Source organism: Rhodococcus sp. PAMC28707, assembly GCF_004795915.1.
GTDB lineage: Bacteria > Actinomycetota > Actinomycetes > Mycobacteriales > Mycobacteriaceae > Rhodococcoides.
In genome coordinates this window covers 2,870,053-2,892,491 of sequence record NZ_CP039253.1, presented here as the reverse complement: position 1 = coordinate 2,892,491, position 22,439 = coordinate 2,870,053, and the positions used below count along the sequence as shown (strand labels likewise).

Annotated in this window: 22 protein-coding genes and 1 pseudogene; 8 read left to right on the top strand and 15 right to left on the bottom strand. The window is 62.6% G+C overall.

Features of this window, described 5'->3' with window-relative positions; all coding sequences use genetic code 11:
* Positions 1-89: 89 nt before the first annotated feature.
* The gene (locus tag E5720_RS13155; RefSeq protein ID WP_247596328.1) at positions 90-2,315 is read left to right on the top strand and encodes a serine/threonine-protein kinase; all 2,226 of its coding nucleotides are present in this window, start codon (positions 90-92) and stop codon (positions 2,313-2,315) included.
* On the opposite strand, the gene E5720_RS13150 is transcribed toward E5720_RS13155, so the two are convergent.
* Together E5720_RS13150 and pta are read right to left on the bottom strand one after the other, a co-directional pair.
* Positions 2,304-3,488: an acetate kinase gene (locus E5720_RS13150; protein WP_136171020.1), complete on the bottom strand. Its 1,185-nt coding sequence runs from the start codon at positions 3,486-3,488 to the stop codon at positions 2,304-2,306. The genes E5720_RS13155 and E5720_RS13150 overlap by 12 nt on opposite strands.
* On the bottom strand, positions 3,485-5,560 hold the full coding sequence (gene pta, locus E5720_RS13145; protein ID WP_136171019.1) for a phosphate acetyltransferase: 2,076 nt from the start codon (positions 5,558-5,560) through the stop codon (positions 3,485-3,487). Before pta ends, E5720_RS13150 begins: the two co-directional genes overlap by 4 nt.
* Positions 5,561-5,621: 61 nt before the next feature.
* On the opposite strand from pta, the gene E5720_RS13140 reads away from it, so the two are divergent.
* Complete coding sequence (locus tag E5720_RS13140) at positions 5,622-6,140, top strand: nitroreductase family deazaflavin-dependent oxidoreductase (RefSeq protein WP_136171018.1); 519 nt, start codon at positions 5,622-5,624, stop codon at positions 6,138-6,140.
* A 166-nt stretch (positions 6,141-6,306) separates the two neighbouring features.
* On the opposite strand, the gene fgd is transcribed toward E5720_RS13140, so the two are convergent.
* The 3 genes from fgd to E5720_RS13125 all read right to left on the bottom strand — a co-directional run bounded on the left by fgd (position 6,307) and on the right by E5720_RS13125 (position 8,497).
* Positions 6,307-7,320: a glucose-6-phosphate dehydrogenase (coenzyme-F420) gene (fgd, locus tag E5720_RS13135; protein ID WP_136171017.1), complete on the bottom strand. Its 1,014-nt coding sequence runs from the start codon at positions 7,318-7,320 to the stop codon at positions 6,307-6,309.
* A 79-nt stretch (positions 7,321-7,399) separates the two neighbouring features.
* A complete protein-coding gene (locus tag E5720_RS13130; RefSeq protein ID WP_136171016.1) occupies positions 7,400-7,741 on the bottom strand; it encodes a DUF202 domain-containing protein in 342 nt (113 codons plus the stop codon).
* Between the two features lie 48 nt (positions 7,742-7,789).
* Positions 7,790-8,497 carry a GNAT family N-acetyltransferase gene (locus E5720_RS13125; RefSeq protein ID WP_136171015.1) on the bottom strand — a complete coding sequence of 236 codons (708 nt, stop codon included), beginning with the start codon at positions 8,495-8,497 and terminating at the stop codon, positions 7,790-7,792.
* A gap of 174 nt (positions 8,498-8,671) precedes the next feature.
* Between E5720_RS13125 and E5720_RS13120 the strand changes: the two genes are divergently transcribed.
* Entirely contained in the window at positions 8,672-8,878 is a 207-nt protein-coding gene (locus E5720_RS13120; RefSeq protein WP_136171014.1) for a dodecin, read from the top strand.
* Positions 8,879-9,155: 277 nt separating this feature from the next.
* On the opposite strand, the pseudogene E5720_RS13115 reads toward E5720_RS13120, so the two are convergent.
* From E5720_RS13115 to E5720_RS13105, 3 genes and pseudogenes are all read right to left on the bottom strand, one after another.
* Positions 9,156-9,338, bottom strand: a pseudogene (locus E5720_RS13115) (alpha/beta fold hydrolase); the annotation flags it as partial.
* A 118-nt stretch (positions 9,339-9,456) separates the two neighbouring features.
* Positions 9,457-9,780 carry an SMR family transporter gene (locus E5720_RS13110; RefSeq protein WP_136171013.1) on the bottom strand — a complete coding sequence of 108 codons (324 nt, stop codon included), beginning with the start codon at positions 9,778-9,780 and terminating at the stop codon, positions 9,457-9,459.
* On the bottom strand, positions 9,780-10,142 hold the full coding sequence (locus E5720_RS13105; RefSeq protein ID WP_136171012.1) for an SMR family transporter: 363 nt from the start codon (positions 10,140-10,142) through the stop codon (positions 9,780-9,782). Before E5720_RS13105 ends, E5720_RS13110 begins: the two co-directional genes overlap by 1 nt.
* 330 nt (positions 10,143-10,472) lie before the next feature.
* Between E5720_RS13105 and E5720_RS13100 the strand changes: the two genes are divergently transcribed.
* The 3 genes from E5720_RS13100 (at position 10,473) to E5720_RS13085 (ending at position 13,957) form a co-directional block, all read left to right on the top strand.
* Positions 10,473-11,849, top strand: coding sequence for an MFS transporter (locus E5720_RS13100; protein ID WP_247596327.1), 1,377 nt, complete (start codon positions 10,473-10,475; stop codon positions 11,847-11,849).
* 195 nt (positions 11,850-12,044) lie between these two features.
* Positions 12,045-12,842 carry an HAD-IIA family hydrolase gene (locus E5720_RS13090; protein WP_136171009.1) on the top strand — a complete coding sequence of 266 codons (798 nt, stop codon included), beginning with the start codon at positions 12,045-12,047 and terminating at the stop codon, positions 12,840-12,842.
* Positions 12,842-13,957, top strand: a complete 1,116-nt coding sequence (locus E5720_RS13085) for an isochorismate synthase (protein WP_136171008.1) — start codon at positions 12,842-12,844, stop codon at positions 13,955-13,957. Before E5720_RS13090 ends, E5720_RS13085 begins: the two co-directional genes overlap by 1 nt.
* A gap of 30 nt (positions 13,958-13,987) precedes the next feature.
* Here the strand turns inward: E5720_RS13085 and E5720_RS13080 are convergent, their stop codons facing one another.
* The 4 genes from E5720_RS13080 to E5720_RS13065 are packed head-to-tail and all read right to left on the bottom strand — an operon-like array spanning position 13,988 to position 17,133.
* Complete coding sequence (locus E5720_RS13080) at positions 13,988-15,226, bottom strand: O-succinylhomoserine sulfhydrylase (RefSeq protein ID WP_136172676.1); 1,239 nt, start codon at positions 15,224-15,226, stop codon at positions 13,988-13,990.
* Positions 15,227-15,243: 17 nt separating this feature from the next.
* Positions 15,244-15,657 (bottom strand): rhodanese-like domain-containing protein, encoded by a 414-nt coding sequence (locus E5720_RS13075; protein WP_136171007.1) that lies wholly within the window; start codon positions 15,655-15,657, stop codon positions 15,244-15,246.
* A 37-nt stretch (positions 15,658-15,694) separates the two neighbouring features.
* Positions 15,695-16,222, bottom strand: a complete 528-nt coding sequence (locus E5720_RS13070; RefSeq protein ID WP_136171006.1) for a hypothetical protein — start codon at positions 16,220-16,222, stop codon at positions 15,695-15,697.
* 20 nt (positions 16,223-16,242) lie between these two features.
* The gene (locus tag E5720_RS13065) at positions 16,243-17,133 is read right to left on the bottom strand and encodes a TauD/TfdA family dioxygenase (RefSeq protein WP_136171005.1); all 891 of its coding nucleotides are present in this window, start codon (positions 17,131-17,133) and stop codon (positions 16,243-16,245) included.
* Between the two features lie 441 nt (positions 17,134-17,574).
* On the opposite strand from E5720_RS13065, the gene E5720_RS13060 reads away from it, so the two are divergent.
* Positions 17,575-18,960 carry an FAD-dependent oxidoreductase gene (locus tag E5720_RS13060; RefSeq protein WP_136171004.1) on the top strand — a complete coding sequence of 462 codons (1,386 nt, stop codon included), beginning with the start codon at positions 17,575-17,577 and terminating at the stop codon, positions 18,958-18,960.
* A gap of 76 nt (positions 18,961-19,036) precedes the next feature.
* Here E5720_RS13060 and E5720_RS13055 read toward each other — a convergent pair whose 3' ends face one another.
* A complete protein-coding gene (locus E5720_RS13055; RefSeq protein ID WP_136172675.1) occupies positions 19,037-19,906 on the bottom strand; it encodes an SMP-30/gluconolactonase/LRE family protein in 870 nt (289 codons plus the stop codon).
* Between the two features lie 38 nt (positions 19,907-19,944).
* Here E5720_RS13055 and E5720_RS13050 point away from each other — a divergent pair, with 38 nt between their 5' ends.
* A complete protein-coding gene (locus E5720_RS13050; protein WP_136171003.1) occupies positions 19,945-20,679 on the top strand; it encodes an amidohydrolase family protein in 735 nt (244 codons plus the stop codon).
* An 8-nt stretch (positions 20,680-20,687) separates the two neighbouring features.
* On the opposite strand, the gene E5720_RS13045 is transcribed toward E5720_RS13050, so the two are convergent.
* Entirely contained in the window at positions 20,688-21,170 is a 483-nt protein-coding gene (locus E5720_RS13045; protein WP_136171002.1) for a DUF456 domain-containing protein, read from the bottom strand.
* Positions 21,167-22,354 carry a formate-dependent phosphoribosylglycinamide formyltransferase gene (gene purT, locus E5720_RS13040; RefSeq protein WP_136172674.1) on the bottom strand — a complete coding sequence of 396 codons (1,188 nt, stop codon included), beginning with the start codon at positions 22,352-22,354 and terminating at the stop codon, positions 21,167-21,169. The genes E5720_RS13045 and purT overlap by 4 nt, the downstream gene beginning before the upstream one ends.
* Positions 22,355-22,439: the final 85 nt, after the last annotated feature.

Sequence of the window (22,439 nt, the reverse complement as noted above, 5' to 3'; positions counted from 1 at the left end):
TCATGGGCGATCCGGATACACCTACCGGCCCGGCGACGGCTCCGGCCGCAGCACCAGATTTCACGGACCGCACCCAGGCCGTCGAGAGAATGCCTGCCTCCGACCGGACTCAGGCGGTGGAGCGGACGCCTGCATCCGTCCGCCGGTCGGATCGGACATCGGGACGTGTCAGGTCCGGCCGCACGCGCGGTACCGGGATCAGACGACGGCTCGGTGCCGGATTGGTCGAAGTTCCTCGCGTGGATCCGGTGGATCCCGCGACGGCCGTCATGCAAGACCCCACGGTTCCGCAGCGAAAAAGGTTTTGCTGGAAATGCAACGCGCCGGTCGGCCGAAGCGCCGCGGGAGAACCCGACAAGGTTGCGGGGACGTGTGCGCGCTGCGGTTCCCACTACGATTTCTCACCACTTCTCGAGGCCGGCGATCTGGTGGTCGGCCAGTACGAAGTGCAGGGATGTATCGCGCACGGCGGGCTGGGGTGGGTCTATCTGGCGATCGATCGCAATGTCAGCGATCGATGGGTGGTTCTGAAAGGTTTGCTCCATTCCAGTGACGACGAGGCGCATGCCGTTGCGGTGGCCGAGCGTCAGTTCCTCGCCGAGGTCGCACATCCGGGCGTGGTGAAGATCTACAACTTCGTCGAGCAACCGCGCGCCGACGGCACCGATATCGGTTTCATCGTCATGGAGTACGTCGGCGGACGCTCGCTTCGAGACATCTTGCCGACGCGTGACGAGCACAAACGTATGCCGGTGGAGCAAGCTATCGCCTACATCCTCGAGGTTCTGCCGGCGATGGCATATCTGCACTCCATCGGCTTGGTCTACAACGATCTCAAACCCGAGAACATCATGGTGACCGACGATCAGATCAAACTCATCGATCTCGGTGCCGTCTCGGGAATCGAAGACTTCGGATACCTGTACGGGACAGCCGGATACCAGGCTCCCGAGATCGCCAAGACCGGGCCGACCATCAGCTCCGACATCTACACTGTGGGCCGCACTCTTGCGGTCCTCACGCTGGAGATGCCATCGAGCGGGGGCAGGTACGACGCCGGTATTCCTTCCGCCGACGATCACGAGTTGTTGCGCACCTATCCGTCGTTCCATCGTTTACTGCGGCGTGCCACCAATCCCGATCCATCACAACGTTTCTCGACGGCCGAGGTGCTGGCGAGCCAGGCCACCGGGGTGTTGCGTGAAATTTTGGCATTGAAGACGGGAACCGAACGACCTGGATTGTCGACGGCGTTCAGTCCGCCTCGTACCACGTTCGGCACCGAGGAATCGGTGGGCCGAACCGACACTTACGTCGATGGAAAACTCCGGGGCGAGAAGATCAACGGCCGCGAGATCGTCACAGCGCTGCCCGTGCCTCTGGTCGATCCCGCCGACCCGAGTGCACCGTTGCTCGCCGCGTCCGTGCACAGCGAACCCCAGCAGACACTGGACTCGCTGGCGCATGCACGTCGCAACGGCATCGAGCGCTTCGCCGACGGCTCGTCCGGCGGTCTGGAGATCACGCTCGCCGAGGTCAAGGCGCACCTCGACCTAGGTGATGTCGGAGTTGCGAGTTCGGTTCTCAAACAGGTTCGCACCGACGGGAACGATCCCTGGCGGGTCGAGTGGTACGCGGGCCTCATCGGACTGCTTCGTGGCGAGTTCGGTTACGCCTCCATGCATTTCGAAAATGTTCTCGACGCACTTCCCGGGGAGCTCGCGCCGAAGATAGCCCTCGCGGCAACTGCGGAACTCATCAGGGAAGGTACCGAGAAGTTCGACACCGACGAGCGTGAGAAGTGGCGAGCGTACGCCGAGTCGTACTACCGGACAGTGTGGCGAACCAACCGCGCGATCGTCAGCTCGGCATTCGGTCTGGCGCGGCAGATGATGTATCGCGGAGATTTCGAAGGCGCGGTAGCCGCTCTCGACCAGGTACCGATCAGCTCACGCCACTACGCCGTCGCGCGGATGACCAGCGTCCTGATCATTTTGATGGATCGACCGTCGAAAGATCTGGAGGAGAAAGACTTCCGCGAGGCAGCGCGTCGCGTTGCGATGCTGCCACGCGGGGAGAGCCGTACCCTGCAGATGCGTACATTGGTGTTGGCCATGGCCGTGGACTGGGTGCGATCCGGGCACGCTGTCGCCGAGGAACGCGAGCCGATCCTCGGCTCTCCGTTCACCGAGACGGGCCTGCGCACCGGAACCGAAGCGGGGCTACGCGCTCTTGCCCGCAATGCGACCGACCGAGCCCACCGTTACACCCTGGTGGATCTGGCGAACGCCATCAGGCCGCGCTCACTGTTCTGATTGCACCAGCTGAGCGGCCGCTCGTGCGATGGCAAGTTCCTCGTTGGTCGGCACCACCAGTACCGTCACCGCTGACGCATCGGTCGAAATGACCCGAGCCTTCTTGCTGCGCAGCGTATTCCGCTCGTCATCGACTTCGATCCCGAATCCACCGAGACCGGCCAGTGCGGCCGCACGGACTGCTGCGGCATTCTCGCCAACCCCGGCAGTGAAGGTGATGGCGTCGAGTCGTCCGAGGTCGAGCATGTAGGCACCGATGTACTTACGCAGGCGATGGATGTAGACGTCGAATGCCAGGGCTGCGTCGGCATCACCGTCGTCGATGTGTTGCTGCAGTTGCCGGAAGTCGTTGACACCTGCAAGACCTTTCAGCCCCGACCGCCGATTGAGCAGCTCGTCGATGGCATCGACCTCCATGTTCGCGCTGCGACGCAGATGCATGACGACGCCTGGGTCGATGTCGCCACTTCGCGTGCCCATCACCAGACCTTCGAGTGGCGTCAGCCCCATCGAAGTGTCGATCGGTGAACCGGCCCGGATCGCCGAAGCGGATGCCCCGTTACCGAGGTGCAGAACTATCTGATTCAGATCCTCGCGCCCCAAGAACTCCGCTACCTGCTGCGACACGTACTCGTGGGAGGTGCCATGGAATCCGTACCGACGAATGTCGTGCGCTTTCGCGACGTCACGATCGATTGCATACGTCGATGCGGCCGCAGGAAGGCCGTGAAAGAACGCGGTGTCGAACACTGCGACGTGCGGCACGTTCGGCAGTTGCTGCCGCGCAACCTCGATACCGAGCACGTTGGGTGGATTGTGCAGTGGCGCAAGGTTGGACAGATCCGATATCTGCTTCAGCACATCGTCGTCGATGAGGGTAGGCCGGTAGAACACCTCGCCGCCGTGCACCACCCGGTGTCCGACGGCCATGACATCGGACCCCAGTTCTACGCCCGCGGCCGCGAGCATGTCGAAGGCGATCGCGAGACCGACCCCGTGATCGGCGATCTGCTGTGTCTTCTTGGTTTCCTCATCGAGGTAGTCCAGGGTCACGTGCCCCTCGGGTTCACCGATCTGCTCCACAAGCCCCGACGCGATGGACTCGCCGCTCACCGGGTCGAGAAGTTGGAACTTCACCGACGACGAGCCCGAGTTGACGACGAGCACACTCATTGTTCGATCTCCTGGGCTTGGATGGCAGTAATAGCAACGGTATTGACGATATCTTCCACCAGCGCGCCACGAGAGAGATCGTTCACCGGCTTGCGCAGACCCTGCAGCACCGGGCCGACAGCGATGGCACCGGCACTTCGCTGCACCGCCTTGTACGTGTTGTTCCCGGTATTGAGATCGGGGAAGATGAACACCGTCGCGCGGCCGGCCACCACGGAATTGGGAAGCTTCGACTTGGCGACCGAGGGTTCGATAGCAGCATCGTATTGAATGGGCCCCTCCACGAGCAGCTCCGGGCTCCGTTCACGGACAAGAGCAGTAGCCGCACGGACCTTGTCCACTCCGGCGCCGGTTCCGGAATCACCGGTCGAATACGACAGCATCGCCACACGCGGTTCAATACCGAATTGCGCGGACGTCTGCGCCGAGGAGATGGCGATGTCGGCCAACTGCTCGGCCGTTGGATCGGGAACGATGGCGCAATCACCGTATGCAAGAACTCGATCCGACAAACACATCAGAAAGATCGACGACACCGTGTTCACCCCTTCGGCCGTCCTGATGATCTCGAACGACGGCCTGATCGTGTGCGCGGTGGTGTGCGCGGCACCGGATACCATTCCGTCGGCAATTCCCTTGTGCACCATCATCGTTCCGAAGTAAGAGATATCGGTCATGACTTCGCGGGCACGCTCGATGGTCATGCCCTTGTGCTTGCGCAACTCGGTGTACTCCGCGGCGAACACTTCCGCGTAGTCCGAAGTTGCCGGATCGAGCACCTGCGCGTCATCCAGTTGAACGCCCAGTTCCGCGGCCCGGCGACGGATCGGCCCCTCCTCGCCGAGGAGCGTCAACTGCGCCACCCGCCGCTGCAACAAACGACCGGCCGCACGCAGAATCCGATCGTCGTTGCCCTCCGGCAACACGATGTGTTTGCGATCGGTACGGGCGCGGTGAATGAGCTGGTACTCGAACATCTGCGGGGTCGTGACCGCAGGGATGGTGAGTTCGAGGCGGTCGAGGAGCACCTTGGCGTCGACCCGCTGTTCCATCAGCGAGATCGCCGTATCGACCTTGCCCTGCGAACCCACCGCCATCCGACCACGGGTGTTAGCCGCTGCCGAAGCCGTATCGAAGGTACCCAGTCCCGTGGTCAGAATCGGAAGCCGCGGGCCCAGTCCGGCGACGAGACGCGCGATAGCCGGATGAGGGGAAATGCCGCCATTCATGATGATACCCGCGAGCGATGGAAAACCCTCTGCCTCATGCGCATTGACCATGGCCAGAAGAACGTCGGACCGGTCCGCGGGCGCGATCACCACCACACCTTCGCTCAACCGCTCGAGAATATGCTCGGCCGTCATGCCGCCGACCATGACCCGTAGCGCTTCACGGCGCAACAGCTCGGGGTCGCCGCTGTACATCTCGCCATCGATCGCCGTCAGCAATTCCGCCATCGTCGGCGCAACGAGCAACGGAACTTCCGGCAGAGTCCACGCAGGCACACCGAGCGGCTCCAGCGCGGCCGCGATCTCATCGAGCCGGTCCGGATCACATCGGTTGGCCACAATCGCTGCCAGATGCGCGTGATGCGCGCGGAGTTCGGCCTTGCACAGCTCGGCGTACTGCGCGACTTCCGCGACCGTCCTTCCCGAGCCTCGCAACGCCAACAGCACCGGGGCACCCAGATTGGCCGCAATGCGGGCGTTGAATCCCAGCTCACTCGGGCTACCGACATCGGTGTAATCGCTGCCGACGATCACGACGGCATCGCACTGTTCGGCTACGTCGTGAAACCGCGAAACTATCTCGCCCAGCGCCATATCCGGATCGGCATGTACTTCCTCGTACGTGACCCCCAGCGACTGCTCATACGTCAGATCCGCAGTGGTGTGGTCGATGAGCAGTTCGAGGATGTAGTCGGTCTCGGTGGTGGAACGCGCAATCGGCCGGAACACACCGACCCGCGCCGCCGAAGCACACAACATCTGCAGCACCCCGAGCGCAATAGTCGACTTACCGGTGTCACCCTCGGGTGAGGCGATATAGATAGAGGAAGCAGACTCGGCCATGCCAGCCAGACTAGTCGGTGCTGTATTGACACACTGTTACCCGCAGCGGGCATCATGGGTCATGACCGAATCACCATTCCCAGACGTCCGCTGGGGCAGCGAGAGCAGTATCATCCGCAAGCCCGCCATTGCATTCGCGGCAACGAAACCGGGATCGTGGGTCATCCGACACCTCGCCGGGGTGGACCGTCGACTCCTCGAACGCACCGACGGTAGGTTCACGATCCTCGGGCCCATCGCCGCACCCGTCGTATTGCTGTCCACCACCGGCTGCAAGTCCGGCAAGATTCGAAGCAGCCCACTGCTGTACTACCGGGAAGATGATCGACTCTTCGTCGTCGGCAGCAACTTCGGCCAAGATCACCACCCGGCGTGGACGTCGAACCTGCTGAAAGAGCCTCGCGCCACCGTCGCGATCGGTGGCAAACGGATCCCGGTGACAGCGACACCGGTCACCGGCGCCGAGAAGACTCGGATCTACGCCGCATTCGCCGACATCGCCCGTGCCTACAGTGAGTACCAGACCCGGACCGACCGCGATATGCGGATGTTTGCGTTGTCGGCTGACGCTGTTTCCTGACGCTGCCCCACCCACCGCTTGAATGGTCCATTCTTACGATCAGATAGCTTGAAGCGCACATTCAAGCGGCGGACGGTCAGCCCCACCCACCGCTTGAATGGTCCATTCATACGATCAGACAGCTTGAAGCGCACATTCAAGCAGTGCACATCCAAGCGGCGAACCGTCAGCCGAGCTTGCGAAGCTTCGGTGCCAAATCCTTTTCGAACAGTTCCAGGAACCGCTTCTGATCGTGTCCGGGCGCATGGAAGACCAAGTGATTGAGGCCTGCGTCGGTGTACTGCTTGACCTGTTCGACGGCGTCGTCCGGGTCGGAGGCGACGATCCAACGCTTCGCGACCTGCTCGATCGGCAGTTCGTCGGCTGCCTTCTCCATCTCGATCGGATCCTCGATCGAGTGCTTCTGCTCCGGGGTCAGTGACAGCGGCGCCCAGAACCGGCAGTTCTCCAACGCCAACTCGGGGTCGGTGTCGTAGGAAATCTTGATCTCGATCATCTTGTCGATCTCGCCCGAGTCGCGCTCGGCTTTGCCGGCGCCTTCCTCGACGGCCGGGAGCAGCTTGTCGGTGTAGAGCTCCATGCCCTTGCCCGAGGTACAGATGAAGCCGTCGCCCGCTCGTCCTGCATACCGCGCTACGACGGGTCCGCCTGCCGCGATGTAGACCGGGATTCCGCCGTCGGGGACGTCGTAGATCGATGCGCCCTTGGTGGAGTAGTAGTCGCCTTCGAAGTCGACGCGGTCCCCGAGCCACAGTTCACGCATCAGGCGCACCGACTCACGTAGCCGCGCGAACCGTTCCTTGAAGTCCGGCCATTCGCCCTTGTATCCGGTTGCGATCTCGTTGAGCGCTTCGCCGGTGCCGACACCGAGCATGATGCGTCCCGGGTAGAGGCAGCCCATGGTCGCGAAGGCCTGGGCGATGACCGACGGGTTGTAGCGGAATGTCGGCGTCAGCACTGAGGTGCCGAGCTGGATGGTCTTGGTTCGTTCGCCGACCGCGGTCATCCATGCCAACGAGAACGGTGCGTGTCCGCCTTCGTGGCGCCACGGTTGGAAGTGGTCGCTGACTGTCGCCGAGTCCATGCCGTGCGCCTCGGCGAGCACACCGAGTTCGACGAGATCCCGTGGGCCGAACTGCTCGGCCGACGCCTTGTATCCGAGCTTCAGAGCCTGTGCCACGCGCTACTCCTTCGTTAAATGTCACTAATGCCTCGATTGTGCCCTTCCCGCCGCGGCGACGAACACACCGGTCCTTCTCCTACGTGACACCGAGCACAGTGACGACTGCGGCGAGAACTGCAATGACGCCGATTCCGACGGCGAAAACCCACAGCTCTTTCGCCTCGGGCATCGGCGCTCCTCGCTCGAGGGCATGCTTGACCTGCATCCAGCGTCGTAAGCCGACGAAGGCTGCGGCCCCGCCCATCAGGATCAACGTCAAGCCGAGACCGGTACGCACCCATCCGGTACTGAAATCGGGAACCAGATGTACGACGGCGATGCCACCGGCGAGCAAGCCGAGAGCTGTGCGCATCCACGCGAGGAACGTGCGTTCGCTGGCGAGGGTGAAACGCTCGTCCGGGCGGTCGGGTTGACTCATGCCCCTATCGTGCCCCAGTCCACTTCTGTTCGAGATGGCTCAACCGAACTATGCAGGCGTGCGCGCCAAGGTCAGCAGAGATTCCTCTCGGAGGACGAACCCGATCGACAGATACAGCCTGATTGCGCCGACGTTCGCCGCCGACGCATGCAGAAACGGTGTCTCGCCGCGCTCGCGGATACCGTGCCCGACTGCGCGGACGAGCTGGGTAGCGAGCCCTCGTCCGCGATACGCCGGATCGGTGCAGACCGCGCTGATTTCGGTCCATCCCGGTGGATGCATCCGTTCGCCTGCCATGGCGACCAGCGAGCCGTTTTCGCGGATGCCCAGGTAGGTGCCGAGCTCGTACGTCCGCGGCAGGAACGGGCCGGGCTGTGTTCGGGCGATGAGGTCTTCCATGTCGGGGACGTCGCCCGCGCCGAGCCGGACGGCCTCCGGCAACGGACGGGTCTCGAGGCCACTGCCGTCGAGCTGCACGATCCCGAACTTGTCGATCAGCTCCCAGCCGTCGGGAAGGGTGTGCCCGGTACCTCGCAACGATACGACGGCGCGGGGCCCGAACAGGGTTCGTACGTCATTCCAGTCCTGCTCCTCCATCGGCGACGGGTGTCCGAGGAACGGCGCCACCTCGGGATCGAATCGCGAAACGCGTCCCAGCGTGCGTGCGAACCGCCTGTGCTCTCCGCGCAGCGACCCGACTACCGGGTTGTCGAGAGGGTGCACGCCCTGTATCTCCTCTACTACCTGTGAATTCACTCGTTCCGACCTTTCTCGTGGGACTACGACGTGCAACGTTTCCACGGGCAGTCTCCATCCCGAAAGCCGAGGAACTCCGACCGCGCGCGAAACGTAATCGGCGGTTTTGGTTTGGAACAGTCCGGAATCGGAGAACATGGGTTCAGGACGTGTTATCTAGCGAAACGAGAGAACATGAGCGACAACATCTACCGCGTGACCGAGATCGTCGGAACCTCGACGGAGAGTTCGGACGACGCCATCCGCAAGGCCATCTCCCGCGCGAACTCCACGTTGAAAAATCTCGATTGGTTCGAGGTCGTCGAGACGCGTGGACATATCGAGGACGGCGTAGTCGCTCATTTCCAGGTCATGATCAAGGTCGGCTTCAAGCTCGAGTGATCTGACTCGAGCCTGGATATCCCCGAGGACGCACGCTCGGTAGTGCGTCGTACACCTCGGGGATTTTCCGGATCAGGCCCTCCCACAGCCTTCACGACTTCCACCGCTTTCCGTGTTCGGCATGCGTCCGCCGATACGCGCCAGGGGCGAAATGTGTGTCGTAGAAGTCCAAGTCGATGTTCTGAGCCTGCAGCTACATCAGTACGTGCGCGGTAGGAACCGTGCCGAGCAGTTCCTGCGCCAGAAGCGCTCCCGCATCGCTGCTGACGAAGGCAAGCGAAGTCAGCGTCGCAGCATCGTCGCCCAGTTCACGAAGTGAGCCGAAATCTCCGCGATCGCCGGGAGAGAGTCCATGACCGCGATGATCGAGCGCCCAGACCTCGACACCGTCCGAACTCAACGAGTCCGCGAGACGGTGGTACAGACCGGAATGCTCGCCGTACCCGTGCAGAAAAACCACCGACACCCGCGGGACCTCCGCAGCCCAATGCCGGTAGTAGATCGGACCCGATGCCCCGTCGAAGAATGGCACGGCCACAACTCCGTGCACTGCCTCACGTGCGCGTCAACGGTTCGGATCAGCTCGCACCCGATCCGACTTCGATCAACAGGACACCACCGATGATGAGCGCGATTCCAGCCGTCATGATCCAGGTGAGTGGCTCCTTGAACAGCAACCGTCCGGCAATGGCCGTCAACGCAACCCCGCAGGCGGCCCAGACGCCGTACGCGACGCCGATGGCCATCCCCGCGGAGAGGGTCAGTGACAGCAGCACGAATGCGGCGAAATATCCCAGCACAACCGGGATCAGCCACAGTTTCACTCGCCCGCCTTCCGACGCTCGTAGTGACAGCGTCGCGGCAACCTCGGTGGCGATCGCACCTGCCAACAACCACCACATCAGTGGTCGATCTTGCGTGTTGCACGTCCTGAGCCGACTTCGACGAGAACCACTCCCCCGATGACGAGGACGATGCCGGTGACCATGGTGACGGTCAAGGGTTCACCGAATACGGCGGTACCGAGTATCGCGGTCAGCGCGATACCCGCTGCCGCCCAGATACCGTAGGTCTTGCCGATCGGCGCTCCGGTCCGCAGGATCATCGACAGCAGTACGAACGATGCTCCGTATCCGGCAACCACCACTGAGTACCAGGCTGGGGCATCGAGCGCTGCCTTCAAAGACAGGGACGCCGCGACCTCGGTGGTGATGGCAGCCGCCAGCAACGCCCATACCCGAGTGCTCACTTTGTTGCCTGGCATGCCGATGATGATCCCATCCACCCCGACGTACCGCCCGTATCGTCACCGCGAGCGAGACACGACGGGAAACAATCCCGCCGCCGCGCGGCACCGGCCACGCTGTTCGATCGACCGAGTTCGATCGGCCCCGGATTGACGGATTGAGTCATGTGAATTAACTTCGATCAGTCAACTGATTTAGAAATTTGTCTTCTATTACCTATATACCGCGGAGGCACGATGTCCCAACGCTCGGCCGGCGCCGCCCCCGCGATCTCTGATTCCACGAAAGGTGCCGGCACGGGTCCGATAGTCGCGGTCCTGTCGTTTGCGGGAGTCGTGGTCGCGCTCATGCAGACCTTGGTCATTCCGCTGATACCCCAACTCCCCACGCTGCTGAACACATCTGCGTCGAACGCTGCGTGGGTGATCACCGCAACGTTGCTCGCCGGAGCTGTAGCGGTTCCCATAATGGGCCGTCTCGGTGACATGTACGGCAAGCGCAGGATGCTCCTTGTCGGGCTGGCCCTGCTCGTCATCGGATCGGTCGTCGGCGCATTGAGCGCATCTGTGGTGCCACTCGTCATCGGCCGTACCTTTCAGGGTGTCGCAGCCGGTGTGATCCCCCTCGGCATCAGCGTCATGCGCGATGTCCTTCCTGCCAAGAAGCTCGCAAGTTCGATTGCCCTGATGAGCGCCTCGCTCGGCGTCGGCGGAGCCCTCGGAATACCCGCAGCCTCACTGATCGCCGAGTACGCAAGCTGGCATTATTTGTTCTGGGCGGCCGCCGCCCTAGGGGTCTTCGTCATCGGGCTGGTCATCGCAGTCGTCCCCGAATCCAAGGTCCGTACCGGTGGACGCTTCGACTTCGCCGGAGCAGCGTCCCTGTCGGCCGCGCTCATCACTTTGCTCCTGGCAATTTCCAAAGGTTCGAGTTGGGGATGGAGCAGCGCCCAGACGCTGGGCATGCTCGCTGCCTCACTCGTATCGTTCATCTTCTGGGGATGGTGGGAGCTCCGCACCGCAGAGCCGCTGGTCGACCTGCGCGTCACCGTTCGTCGGCAGGTGCTCTTCACCAACCTCGCCTCGATTTTCGTCGGATTCGCGTTCTTCGCGATGAGCTTGGTCTTTCCCCAGGTTCTTCAGCTGCCGACCTCCACGGGGTACGGGCTGGGACAGTCGATCCTCGCTGCCGGCCTTGTGATGGCTCCCTCCGGGCTGGTCATGATGCTCGTGGCGCCGATCTCCGCACACATCACCACAACGAGAGGCCCGAAAGTCACCATGATGCTGGGTGCACTCGTCATTGCCGTCGGTTACCTGCTCGGCACCCTCACGCTCAGCGCGGTGTGGCTTCTGGTCGTCATTTCGATCATTATCGGCGCCGGAATCGGTCTTGCATACGGAGCTATGCCCGCCCTCATCATGGGTGCAGTTCCCGCCTCGGAAACCGGTGCAGCCAACAGCTTCAACACGCTGATGCGTTCCCTTGGAACATCTTTCGCCAGTGCAGTGGCAGGCGTCATCCTTGCGCAGATGACCATCAGCGCCGGAGCGGTCAGCGTCCCCTCCGAAGCCGCCTTCCATGTGACGATGGCAGTCGCGGCAGGCGCTTCCATTCTGGCCTTCGTACTGTGCATCTTCATCCCGCGCTTCCAGAGTCCGACCACTTCGACGAAGGTCGAGTCGGCGGCCGAGACATTCACACCCGCCACCACAGTGAACTGACGCCTGCGCGGTCCCTGCGCGCGGAGTGCCCCGTCCTCGCGCAATGCCGACGTTTCGCAATCTCGTCGAACGAACCCTTCTGCGTATGGGGCGGGACGACCGCCCGTGAACGTGCACTCGAGCGCGTCCGAGTGCTGAGGGCCGGATAGAGCACATCTGAAGCTCTCGAACAGGCGGGTAGAGCACAATGGTGAGGTGAGCTCACCAGAGGAACCGCAGCGTTGGACCTATCTGATGGACATGGACGGCGTCCTCGTGCACGAGGACCACCTCATTCCCGGTGCCGACGTGTTCGTGGCCGAGTTGCAGTCGAACGAGATCCCGTTCGTCGTGCTGACGAACAATTCGATCCGAACTCCCCGGGATCTGCGGGCCCGTCTGGAAAGAACCGGACTGGACATTCCGGAGAAGGCGATCTGGACTTCAGCGCTGGCCACCGCCAACTTTCTGGGCAATCAACGACCGGGTGGAAGCGCATACGTCGTCGGCGAATCCGGCTTGACGACGGCACTGCACGATATCGGTTACGTCCTCACCGACTCCAATCCCGATTACGTGGTGCTCGGTGAAACCCGTACCTACTCCTTCGAAGCGATCACTACCGCAATCCGCCTGGTCGAGAAGGGCGCACGCTTCATCGCGACCAATCCCGACGCCACCGGCCCATCTCGCGACGGTTCGCTGCCCGCCACCGGATCCGTCGCCGCACTCATCACCAAGGCGACCGGGAAAGAGCCCTACTACGTGGGTAAGCCGAATGCGCTGATGATGAGGTCTGCGCTCAGGAAGATCGGCGGCCATTCCGAGAGCACCCTCATGATCGGCGACCGCATGGACACCGACATCGTGTCCGGACTCGAAGCGGGGCTGCAGACGATTCTCGTGTTGACGGGCATTTCGACGGCGGCGTCGGTGGAGCAGTACCCGTTCCGCCCGACCAAGGTCATCAACTCGGTGGCAGATCTGGTCGGTCGCACCCAGACTCCCTTCTGATGAACCGAGCTACCCCGAACCATGCCGCCGATCTGAACAGTGGCACGTTCGTGTTGTCCCGCAGCGACTACAGCGTCGAAGCCAGGGGAACCGATCGTTGTTATCCGTCCATCCAGGACGCTGTCGACGCTGTGCGCGCTGGGCACTCCGTCGTAGGGGCACTACCGTTCGATGTCGCCGACCCGGCGGCACTGGTCGAGCCGCTCGAACTGACCCGGCGGCAAGGTCCGTGGCGGCCCTCGGGGACCGTGGATCCACTGCCGAGCGTGCACATCGGTGGGCAGATCCCGTCTTCGGCGGTACACGTCGAACGGGTACGGGCGCTCGTGGATACGTTGCGAACGGGCGCCGCGCAGAAAGTGGTGCTGGCGCGGTCATTGCAGTTGCGCGCGGATGGACCGATCCCCCCACTCTCGCTTCTCGACGCGTTGGTGCGTGCAGATCGACTCGGCAACGGTTTCGCCGTCGATCTATCCGCGGCAGGCGGTGACTACTCGGGAAAATATTTGGTCGGTTCCAGCCCCGAACTGCTGGTACGACGCCACGGCACCACGGTCACCTGTCACCCGTTCGCCGGCACCGCAGCGCGTAGCGAAGATCCCCGGTTGGACGCGGAGATCGCAGCACAGTTGCAGGCGAGTACGAAAGACCAAGCCGAACACCGTTTCGTGGTCGAGGAGATCCGAGCGGCGTTGGAGCCGCTCTGCGCAAACCTCGATATCCCAGAGTCGCCGCAGCTCAGCAGCACTCCGCAGCTATGGCATCTCAGTACGCCGATCACCGGCGTTCTCCGAGACGAGGCAACAACGGCGCTCGAGGTAGCAGTCGCCCTGCATCCGACTGCCGCCGTCGCCGGTGTTCCACGCGCAGCGGCCATGGAGGCGATCGCACGCATAGAAGGAAAACGAGGCTTCTACGCCGGCACGGTCGGCTGGACGGACGGCGCCGGAAACGGCGAATGGATGGTCGCGATCAGAGGGCTCGAGCTTGCAGCAGGCGGACTCTCGGCCGTCGCAACAGCCGGCGGCGGGATCGTCGAAGCATCCGATCCCGACGCCGAACTTGCCGAAACGACTGCAAAGTTCCGGACGATTCTCGCTGCCCTGGGCCTCTGACCGAGCCGACAGTTGCATGCGGGCGAGCAGTCAGCTCAGCGCCTGCTCCAGATCTGCGATCAGGTCCACGGTGTCTTCCAGCCCGATCGAGATACGCACCACGCCGTCGGTAATACCAACCGAGGCACGACCTTCAGGGCCCATAGCGCGGTGAGTGGTCGTCGCCGGATGAGTGATGAGCGATTTCGCGTCGCCGAGATTGTTCGAGATGTCGACGATTCGTAGCGCGTCGAGGAATTCGAATGCTCGTTTCTTCCCCTCGCCCTCTGCCGCGTCGAGCTCGAATGTGATGACGGTGCCGCCACCGCTCATCTGGGACTTCGCCAGTTCGTACTGAGGGTGCGATTCGAGGTAGGGGTACTTGACCCACGACACCGCCGAATGCCCTTCGAGGAACCGCGCGATCTCCAGCGCAGCCTGCGTCGAGTGCCGCACTCGCACCGGCATCGTCTCGAGCCCCTTGAGCAGAGTCCACGCATTGAACGGACTCAGTGCAGGGCCGGTGTGGCGCATCAGCGTCTTCACCGGTCCGTCTATGTACTCGGCAGACCCGAGGATCGCGCCGCCGAGAACTCGGCCCTGGCCGTCGATGTGTTTTGTGCCCGAGTAGACCACGACGTCGGCACCCAGATCGAGGCTCTTCTGCAACAGTGGAGTCGCAAAGACGTTGTCCAACACCACAGTTGCGCCTGCGGCGTGGGCAAGCTCGGACACTCGCACGACATCGACGAGCGACTGCATCGGGTTCGACGGCGTCTCGAAGAACACGGCAGTGGTCGGAACCGACAGCGCCTCTGCCCACTGATCGTTGTCCTCGCCGTCGACGAAGACGGTCTCCACGCCCCATCGCGGCAGAATTTCGTTGCACACCACGAAGCACGATCCGAACAGACTGCGCGCCGCTACCAGTCGGTCTCCTGCTTTCAACAATGCTCCGAGCGCGGTGAACACTGCCGACATCCCGCTCGAAGTACCGAAGCACGCCTCAGCGCCCTCGATCAGCCGCAGTCGCTCCTCGAACATCTTCACGGTCGGGTTGCCGTAGCGCGAGTAGACGAAATGATCGATCTCGCCCGTGAATGCCTGCTCGGCGGCACCGGCACTTTCATAGACGAATCCGGAGGACAGGTACAGCGCCTCGGAGTTCTCGTCGAAGCCCGAGCGCATCAAACCACCGCGGACCCCCAAAGTTCCCTGACCGACACCCGTGGGCAACGGCTTCTCGAAACCGCCGCCCTTCGGGATACTCGAGCCCTGCCCGCCACTCATCCGATTCCCCGTCTCGCTCACGACTGCCTCCAAGGCAAGCCTGCCGCACGCCACCCTGTCGCGCCGCGATGACCTTCGGCGTCGGTTGCGCCCTCGAACCCGTCGAGAACGTTGTACGACGGGCCGATACCGGCAGCGGTGGCGGCGATGGCAGCCCCGATGGATCGCTGCCCGGATCGACACAGGAACACCACCGGACGGGAGCCGTCGACACCGGATTCTTTCAATTGTTCGAGGAAGTGCTCGTTGCGCGCACCATCCGGGTAGCCGACCCACTCGATGAGATGCGTCGGCCGCTCGATCGTCGAGGTGTCCGGCACGCCGACATAGTGCCATTCCGCGTGGGTACGCACATCCACCAACACTGCATCGGGATCGCTGCGAAGCAGCTCCCAGGCGGCTCGAGGGGTTATGTCACCTGCATAAGTCACGGGTCAAGCCTTCCATATTCGATGGATTCGACATCTCTCATACGTTGCACACCAGCCATTGATCGCCGGAGCGAACGAACTTCCACTGATCGTCGGCCGTGGCTCCGGACTTCGCTTCCTTCGTCGGCACCGTCGCGACGCCTCGGTCACCGTTGACCTGGTAGTCGGTAGGTACGCCGTCGACGGTGGTCTTGCCGTTCTCCTGAACGTATTCGGCCCGGTCGGACCGGTACTGGTCGTCAGTGCCGTTGATGAGCTTCGCAACCTGGTCCGAACACGTCGCCGATCGCAGCAGCTCGGCATCGCCGGTGTTCTGCGCGTCGACGAAATCGGTGATGCTGTCCGTCATCAACTGGGCCTGGGTGATGTTCTCCTCGGCAGGCGCAAACTTGGCGGATAGAAAAATAGCAGCAAGAATTGCAACCACTATCCCGGTTGCCAGCAGGAACGGCCACGCCGACGCCGGACGGCGCCCGTCTGCCTCGCTTGCCGCCTCGGAGGCGTTGTTCTGCGCTTCCTCACGAGAATCGGCCCACTGTTGTCTTCGTTCACGCCACGACGCCATACGAACAATCTTCCTTGTCTTTACGCGCCGAGGTTCGGCCGGGGTTGTCCTGTTGCGGGGCCGATCGGAATGTCACCGCGCAGGGTGATTCGGTGCATCACTCGACGCTCGGTGCCGTAGTCGCGATTTGCATAGTGCGAGGTGCTGCGGTTGTCCCACAACACGACGTCGCCGAGACGCCAGCGATGGCGGACCACATGCTCGGGCTTGGTGAGGTGCGCATAGAGAAAGTCGAGAATTCCGCGACTCTCGGCCTCGGACACACCGACGATGTGGGAGGTGAATCCCGGATTGACGAAGATGCCTTTGCGTCCGGTCTCGGGATGGACCCGAACTACCGGATGCTCGACGGGTACCAGCGCCGTCACCTCCTCGCCGTCCCAGATATTGCCCTTGCCGCCGCGGTTCTGCGCGAGGTAGTAACCGAACTCGCGGTTGCCGTCATGGACCGCAGTCAACTGATCGATCATCTGCCGCACCGGCGCCGAGAGCGATTCGTAGGCAAGCTGACTGTCGGCCCAATTGGTGTCACCGCCGTGCGGAGGTAGTACGACGGATCGCAGAATCGAACCCATCGGCGGACGCGCCATGAACGTCACGTCCGTATGCCAGACGTCGGAGAACCCGTTGTCCTGACTGTCGAGGGCATAGACCTCTTCTGCGACGTCACCGCTGTGGTGGACCGGGTGCCCGGCGGTCAACTCGCCGAGCCTACGACCGAAGTCGATCTGAGCCGAGTCGTCGAGCGATTGCCCGCGCAGCACGAGAACCTTGTGCTCGACGAGTGCCTGCCGGACCGCCAGCACCTCGAGGTCGGAAGCCGAGGCGATATCGAGTCCGAATATTTCGGCGCCGAACCGCGGACCGAGTTTGTCGAGGGTGAGGGAGACGGCCGTATCGATGGTGGTCATGACTTCCTTGTCTTCTACGCTGCGGAGTCTTCTACGCTGCGGACCGCGTCATCGGCGGGCTCAGCGAGGCTCTGACCTGGCGGATGTCTACCTGCAGTCTCTCACGCATCAGCGAGTGTGGGAGAGCAGCGACGGATCCTGGGCGGAGCCGACATGGGTGCTGGATATTCGAACGAAAGGAGAATGGCCGAAAAGGCTCACGAGTCGGGTGTGGTCACCGACAGCACATATTGGTGCAGACACGACAGAAGTCGACGGCTATCCGCCGGACCAAAAATGTCGTGTGCACAGTGCAATTCCTACCTGGAACTGGGCAATAGCGCAATTTCGAAGATTACATGCCGCTGACAGCACAGTGATGAGTACCACCGAACCAGCGAAGTGATGCCTAATTTATGCTGGGGTATCCGTACTTCCCTCGACGAAGGTAGTTCGCTGCACATGACTGATCAGACCCGTCCACTTCGCGTCGCCATCGTCGGCGCCGGACCGGCAGGCATCTACGCCGCCGACGCACTCATGAAGTCCGACTACAACATCGCCGGCAACGGCGTCAGCGTCGATCTGTTCGAACGCATGCCCGCCCCCTTCGGACTCATCCGCTACGGCGTCGCACCCGATCACCCCCGCATCAAAGGCATCATCACCGCCCTCCACAAAGTCCTCGACAAACCACAAGTCCGCCTCCTCGGCAACATCGACTACGGCACCGACATCACCTTGGACGACATGCGCCGCTTCTACGACGCCGTCATCTTCTCCACCGGCGCCAACGCCGACCGCAACCTCAACATCCCCGGCATCGACCTCGACGGCAGCTACGGCGCCGCCGACTTCGTCTCCTGGTACGACGGCCACCCCGACGTCCCCCGCACCTGGCCCCTCACAGCCGAAAAAGTCGCCGTACTCGGCGTCGGCAACGTCGCACTCGACGTCGCACGCGTCCTCGCCAAAACCGGCGACGAACTCCTCCCCACCGAAATCCCAGCCAACGTCTACGAAGGCCTCAAAACCAACAAAGCCACCGAAGTCCACGTCTTCGGACGCCGCGGACCCGCACAAGCCAAATTCACCCCCCTCGAACTCCGCGAACTCGACCACTCCACCAACATCGAAGTCATCGTCGCCCCCGAGGACATCGACTACGACGAAGGCTCCGAAGCCGCACGCCGCGGATCCAAACAAGTCGACATGGTCGCCAACACCCTCCAAGACTGGGCCATCCGCGACGTCGGCAACCGCCCCCACAAACTGTTCCTCCACTTCTTCGAATCCCCCACCGAAATCCTCGGCGAAGACGGCAAAGTCACCGGCCTACGCACCGAACGCACCGAACTCGACGGCACCGGCAACGTCAAAGGCACCGGCAAATACAACGACTGGGACGTCCAAGCGGTCTACCGCGCCGTCGGATACCTCTCCAAAAACATCGCCCAACTCCCCTTCGACGACCAAGCCGGCACCATCCCCAACGAAGCAGGCCGCGTAGTCGAATCAGCTTCTTCCCACACCGTCGTACCAGCCACCTACGTCACCGGCTGGATCAAACGCGGACCCGTCGGCCTCATCGGCCACACCAAAGGCGACGCCAACGAAACCGTCGCCAACCTCCTCGAAGACGCACCGAACCTCACCGCAGCCCCCGAACCCACCGAACAGGCCGTCACCGACTTCCTCGAAAACAAAAACGTCCCCTTCACCACCTGGGACGGCTGGTACCGCCTCGACGCCCACGAACGCAGCCTCGGCGAAACCGAAGGCCGCGAACGCATCAAAGTCGTCGAACGTGAGGACATGTTGAAGGCGTCCGAGCCGGACAAGGCCTAGCGGCAGGTGAGTGGAAATACGCCTGCACGGGCGTATTTCCATTCAACCGGGCATACCTGAATATCCGCCGCAGCCTCTATACCCGCACTGCCAGCAGTTTTCCTGCCGTCTCCACCTTGCGCTGATGCTCGTTGAAGTCGGGTGCGGCGCAGACGAACAAGGTGCGGCCGTCGTCCCCACCGAGTCCGCATGCGAAGACACCGGTATCGAATTCGAGTTGATCGATGATGCCTTTGCCGTGCGCGAGGTGAACCATACGTTGACCGAGCGCGTCGGCTACCCACAGCGTCCCGTCGGTGTCGATACAGCACCCGTCGGCGGCTACGACCAACTGCCCGAGTGCGGCAGTCACATCGCCCATGTCCGGAAGTTCGGCGAACTTCACCCAGTCACGCCGCTCTCCGAGCGATCCATCGGGACGAACCGCGAACGCACTCACGCGGTTGCCTATCGTCTCGTCGACCAGCAGTTCCCCGTCTTCGGTCATGGCCATCCCGTTGGGAAAATACAGATCTTTCGCTGCGACGTGGACGGATCCGTCGGGATCGACCCGCAGTAGATCCGCCGTCGCGGGCGTCGCGAGGTTCATCAAATCGAAGCCGAAGTTACCGACATACGCACGGCCGCGGGCGTCGACCAGCATGTCGTTGAGGTTGGCGCCGACGTACGAAGACAGATCGGCATGGACGACGAGGCTTCCGTCGTCCTCACGCCGCAGAATCTTCTGATCTCGCATCGAAACCACGAGCAACCTGCCGTCGGGAAGCCACCCGAGGCCGGAAGGCTGCTGCGGGACCTCTGCCTCGACGCGGACATCGGAGCCATCCGCCTCGGCAGAGATCACCTGCTGGCTGTAGAAGTCCGATACCCAGATGCGGCCGGCGTGCCAGCGCGGACATTCCAAGTACGTGTAGTTCTCGAGGACAACTGTCACTTCAGGTTTCATGAACGCCATCGAAACACACACCTGTCATGCTGTGAGGCGTGTTCGACGCTCACTTTCACATCATCGATCCCGCCTACCCTCTTGTCGAAAACAACGGATTCGTCCCGGAGCCGTTCACTATCGCCGACTATTCGGCCCGAATCGACGGCCTCGGCATCACCGGTGGTGCCGTGGTCAGCGCATCCTTTCAGGGCAGCGATCAGACCTTCCTGGTTGCCGCGCTGGCGGCGTTGGGACGAGGATGGGTCGGGGTGATACAACTCGCGCCCGACGCCACCGACGAGGACATCATCGCTCTCGACGGCGCAGGTGTACGTGCTCTTCGCTTGAATCTCCGGCGCGGCGCTACCGACATACAAACCCTGACCACGCAGGCGCGGCGCGCATTCGACCTCGTCGGGTGGCCCGCCGAACTGTATGTCGATGCATCCATGCTTCTCTCGCTCGAACCGATTCTGGCGAAGTTGCCCGCTGTCAGTATCGACCACCTCGGTATGTCGTCCAAAGGCCTGTCGTACCTGCTCAACCTCGTGGACCGCGGTGCGCGAGTCAAAGCAACAGGCTTCGGCAGAGTGGATCTCGACATCGTGGAGACCATGCGCCGAATTCACGCGGTCGATCCGTCGGCGCTGATGTTCGGAACCGACATGCCCGGCACGCGCGCACCGCGTCCGTTCCTCGAATCCGATCTGAACCTGATCGCCGAGGCGGTCGGTGGCGACCTACCCGCAGTTCTCGACGGCAACGCGCGCGCTTGGTATCGCGTCACCTGACCGACTCTTCAGAAGGCGAGGACGACGAAGAGCCAGACAGCGCTTGCCAACAGAGCACCCAACAGCTCCACCAGAATCGACAACCCTGCGGCCTTGGTTGCATGGACCGTGGATTGCCATGCGGCGGAATGACTTCTATGCCGCGGAAGTTCGGCGGCATAGACACCGAGCACGAATCCGACGAACAGCCCGACTACCGGGATGACGAAGAAGCCGACGATGCCGAGCAATCCGCCGAAGATCAATGATCGCGTGGGAACACCGGCATCGCGCATCCGCCTTCCTGGCCAGGTGTACTTGACGACACCGCTGACCACGAGCAATAGCGTCGCGATACCGAAGGCCATCCATGCTGCACCACCGCCGGTCAGCAGCGCCCACACCCCGATCGCCGCGAAAATCAGAATCGTACCGGGCAGAATCGGAACGACGACTCCGATCAGGCCCACTGCAATGACCAGGCCCACGAGTACTTCCGCGTAGCCGCTCACGTGACGGGGTGAACCTTTCCTGCGGCTTCGACGGCCCTGGACCGGGCGGTGGCCATGTCCGCTGCTGTCGACACCGCAACACCCATCCGCCTGCGCACGAAGCTCTCCGGCTTACCGAACAACCGAAGATCGGTTTCCGGCACGGCCAGCGCGTCCGCGACGCCTTCGAAACTGATTCCGCTCGCGTCGACACCGCCGTAGATCACCGCCGAAGCTCCGGGCGAAAGAAGCGTCGTATCCACGGGCAGTCCGAGGATGGCGCGGGCGTGCAGTTCGAATTCCGAGAAGCGTTGGGTGCGCAGGGTGACCAGGCCGGTGTCGTGTGGGCGAGGGCTTACCTCGGAGAAGTAGACGTCATCCCCCTTGACGAACAGTTCGACACCGAAGACTCCGCGCCCACCGAGTGCGGTGGTGATCCGGTCGGCGACGTCTTTCGCACGTGCCAGGGCAGCGTCGGACATCGGCTGGGGTTGCCAGGACTCGACATAGTCCCCCGCCTCCTGCAGATGACCGATCGGCTCGCAAAAAACTGTTCCCGCCACCGAGCGGATGGTCAAAAGGGTTATCTCGTAGTCGAAATCGACGAACCCTTCCACGATGACGCGACCGAGATCGACGCGGCCACCCTTCAGCGCGTACTCCCAGGCCTGTTCGACGTCCTCGGGGCCGTGCACTACAGACTGGCCCTTACCCGAGGAAGACATCACCGGCTTGATCACCGAGGGAAACCCGATGGTGGACAGCGCCTTACGTACCTCGTCGAGTGAATCCGCGAAAGCGAAAGGTGAGGTTGGTAGTCCCAGATCTTCGGCCGCGAGCCTCCGGATACCTTCACGGTTCATCGTCAACTGCGTTGCGCGCGCAGTCGGGATGACGATCGTGCGGCCACGCTGCTCCACCTCGGCGAGGGCGTCGGTGGCGATGGCTTCGATCTCGGGGACCACGAAGTCCGGTTGCTGGGCGTCGATCAGAGCCAGCAGCTCTTTCGGGTCGCTCATGTCGATGGTGAAACTGTGGTGGGCGACCTGGTGACCGGGGGCGTTGTCGTAACGATCGACGGCAATCACCTCGACCCCGAGACGCTGGAACGCGATAATGACTTCTTTACCCAGCTCACCGGCTCCGAGCAGCATCACCCGCGTGGCACCCGAGGTAAGGGGTGTGCCGATCCGTCCATATTCCATTGCCGCGCTCACCTGCCCATTATCCATACCCCGACTACTTTGACGTCCAAGCACAAGTTAACCTCCAGACACCCAGTCGGCCTGC

What these genes read in the sequence shown, in the direction of transcription:
- E5720_RS13155 (WP_247596328.1), top strand. Translation starts at nt 90, where the DNA reads ATGCCTGCCTCCGACCGGACTCAGGCGGTGGAGCGGACGCCTGCATCC.
- E5720_RS13150 (WP_136171020.1), bottom strand. Translation starts at nt 3,488, where the DNA reads ATGAGTGTGCTCGTCGTCAACTCGGGCTCGTCGTCGGTGAAGTTCCAA.
- pta (WP_136171019.1), bottom strand. Translation starts at nt 5,560, where the DNA reads ATGGCCGAGTCTGCTTCCTCTATCTATATCGCCTCACCCGAGGGTGAC.
- E5720_RS13140 (WP_136171018.1), top strand. Translation starts at nt 5,622, where the DNA reads ATGACCGAATCACCATTCCCAGACGTCCGCTGGGGCAGCGAGAGCAGT.
- E5720_RS13130 (WP_136171016.1), bottom strand. Translation starts at nt 7,741, where the DNA reads ATGAGTCAACCCGACCGCCCGGACGAGCGTTTCACCCTCGCCAGCGAA.
- E5720_RS13120 (WP_136171014.1), top strand. Translation starts at nt 8,672, where the DNA reads ATGAGCGACAACATCTACCGCGTGACCGAGATCGTCGGAACCTCGACG.
- E5720_RS13110 (WP_136171013.1), bottom strand. Translation starts at nt 9,780, where the DNA reads ATGTGGTGGTTGTTGGCAGGTGCGATCGCCACCGAGGTTGCCGCGACG.
- E5720_RS13105 (WP_136171012.1), bottom strand. Translation starts at nt 10,142, where the DNA reads ATGCCAGGCAACAAAGTGAGCACTCGGGTATGGGCGTTGCTGGCGGCT.
- E5720_RS13100 (WP_247596327.1), top strand. Translation starts at nt 10,473, where the DNA reads ATGCAGACCTTGGTCATTCCGCTGATACCCCAACTCCCCACGCTGCTG.
- E5720_RS13085 (WP_136171008.1), top strand. Translation starts at nt 12,842, where the DNA reads ATGAACCGAGCTACCCCGAACCATGCCGCCGATCTGAACAGTGGCACG.
- E5720_RS13080 (WP_136172676.1), bottom strand. Translation starts at nt 15,226, where the DNA reads ATGAGTGGCGGGCAGGGCTCGAGTATCCCGAAGGGCGGCGGTTTCGAG.
- E5720_RS13070 (WP_136171006.1), bottom strand. Translation starts at nt 16,222, where the DNA reads ATGGCGTCGTGGCGTGAACGAAGACAACAGTGGGCCGATTCTCGTGAG.
- E5720_RS13065 (WP_136171005.1), bottom strand. Translation starts at nt 17,133, where the DNA reads ATGACCACCATCGATACGGCCGTCTCCCTCACCCTCGACAAACTCGGT.
- E5720_RS13060 (WP_136171004.1), top strand. Translation starts at nt 17,575, where the DNA reads ATGACTGATCAGACCCGTCCACTTCGCGTCGCCATCGTCGGCGCCGGA.
- E5720_RS13055 (WP_136172675.1), bottom strand. Translation starts at nt 19,906, where the DNA reads ATGAAACCTGAAGTGACAGTTGTCCTCGAGAACTACACGTACTTGGAA.
- purT (WP_136172674.1), bottom strand. Translation starts at nt 22,354, where the DNA reads ATGGAATATGGACGGATCGGCACACCCCTTACCTCGGGTGCCACGCGG.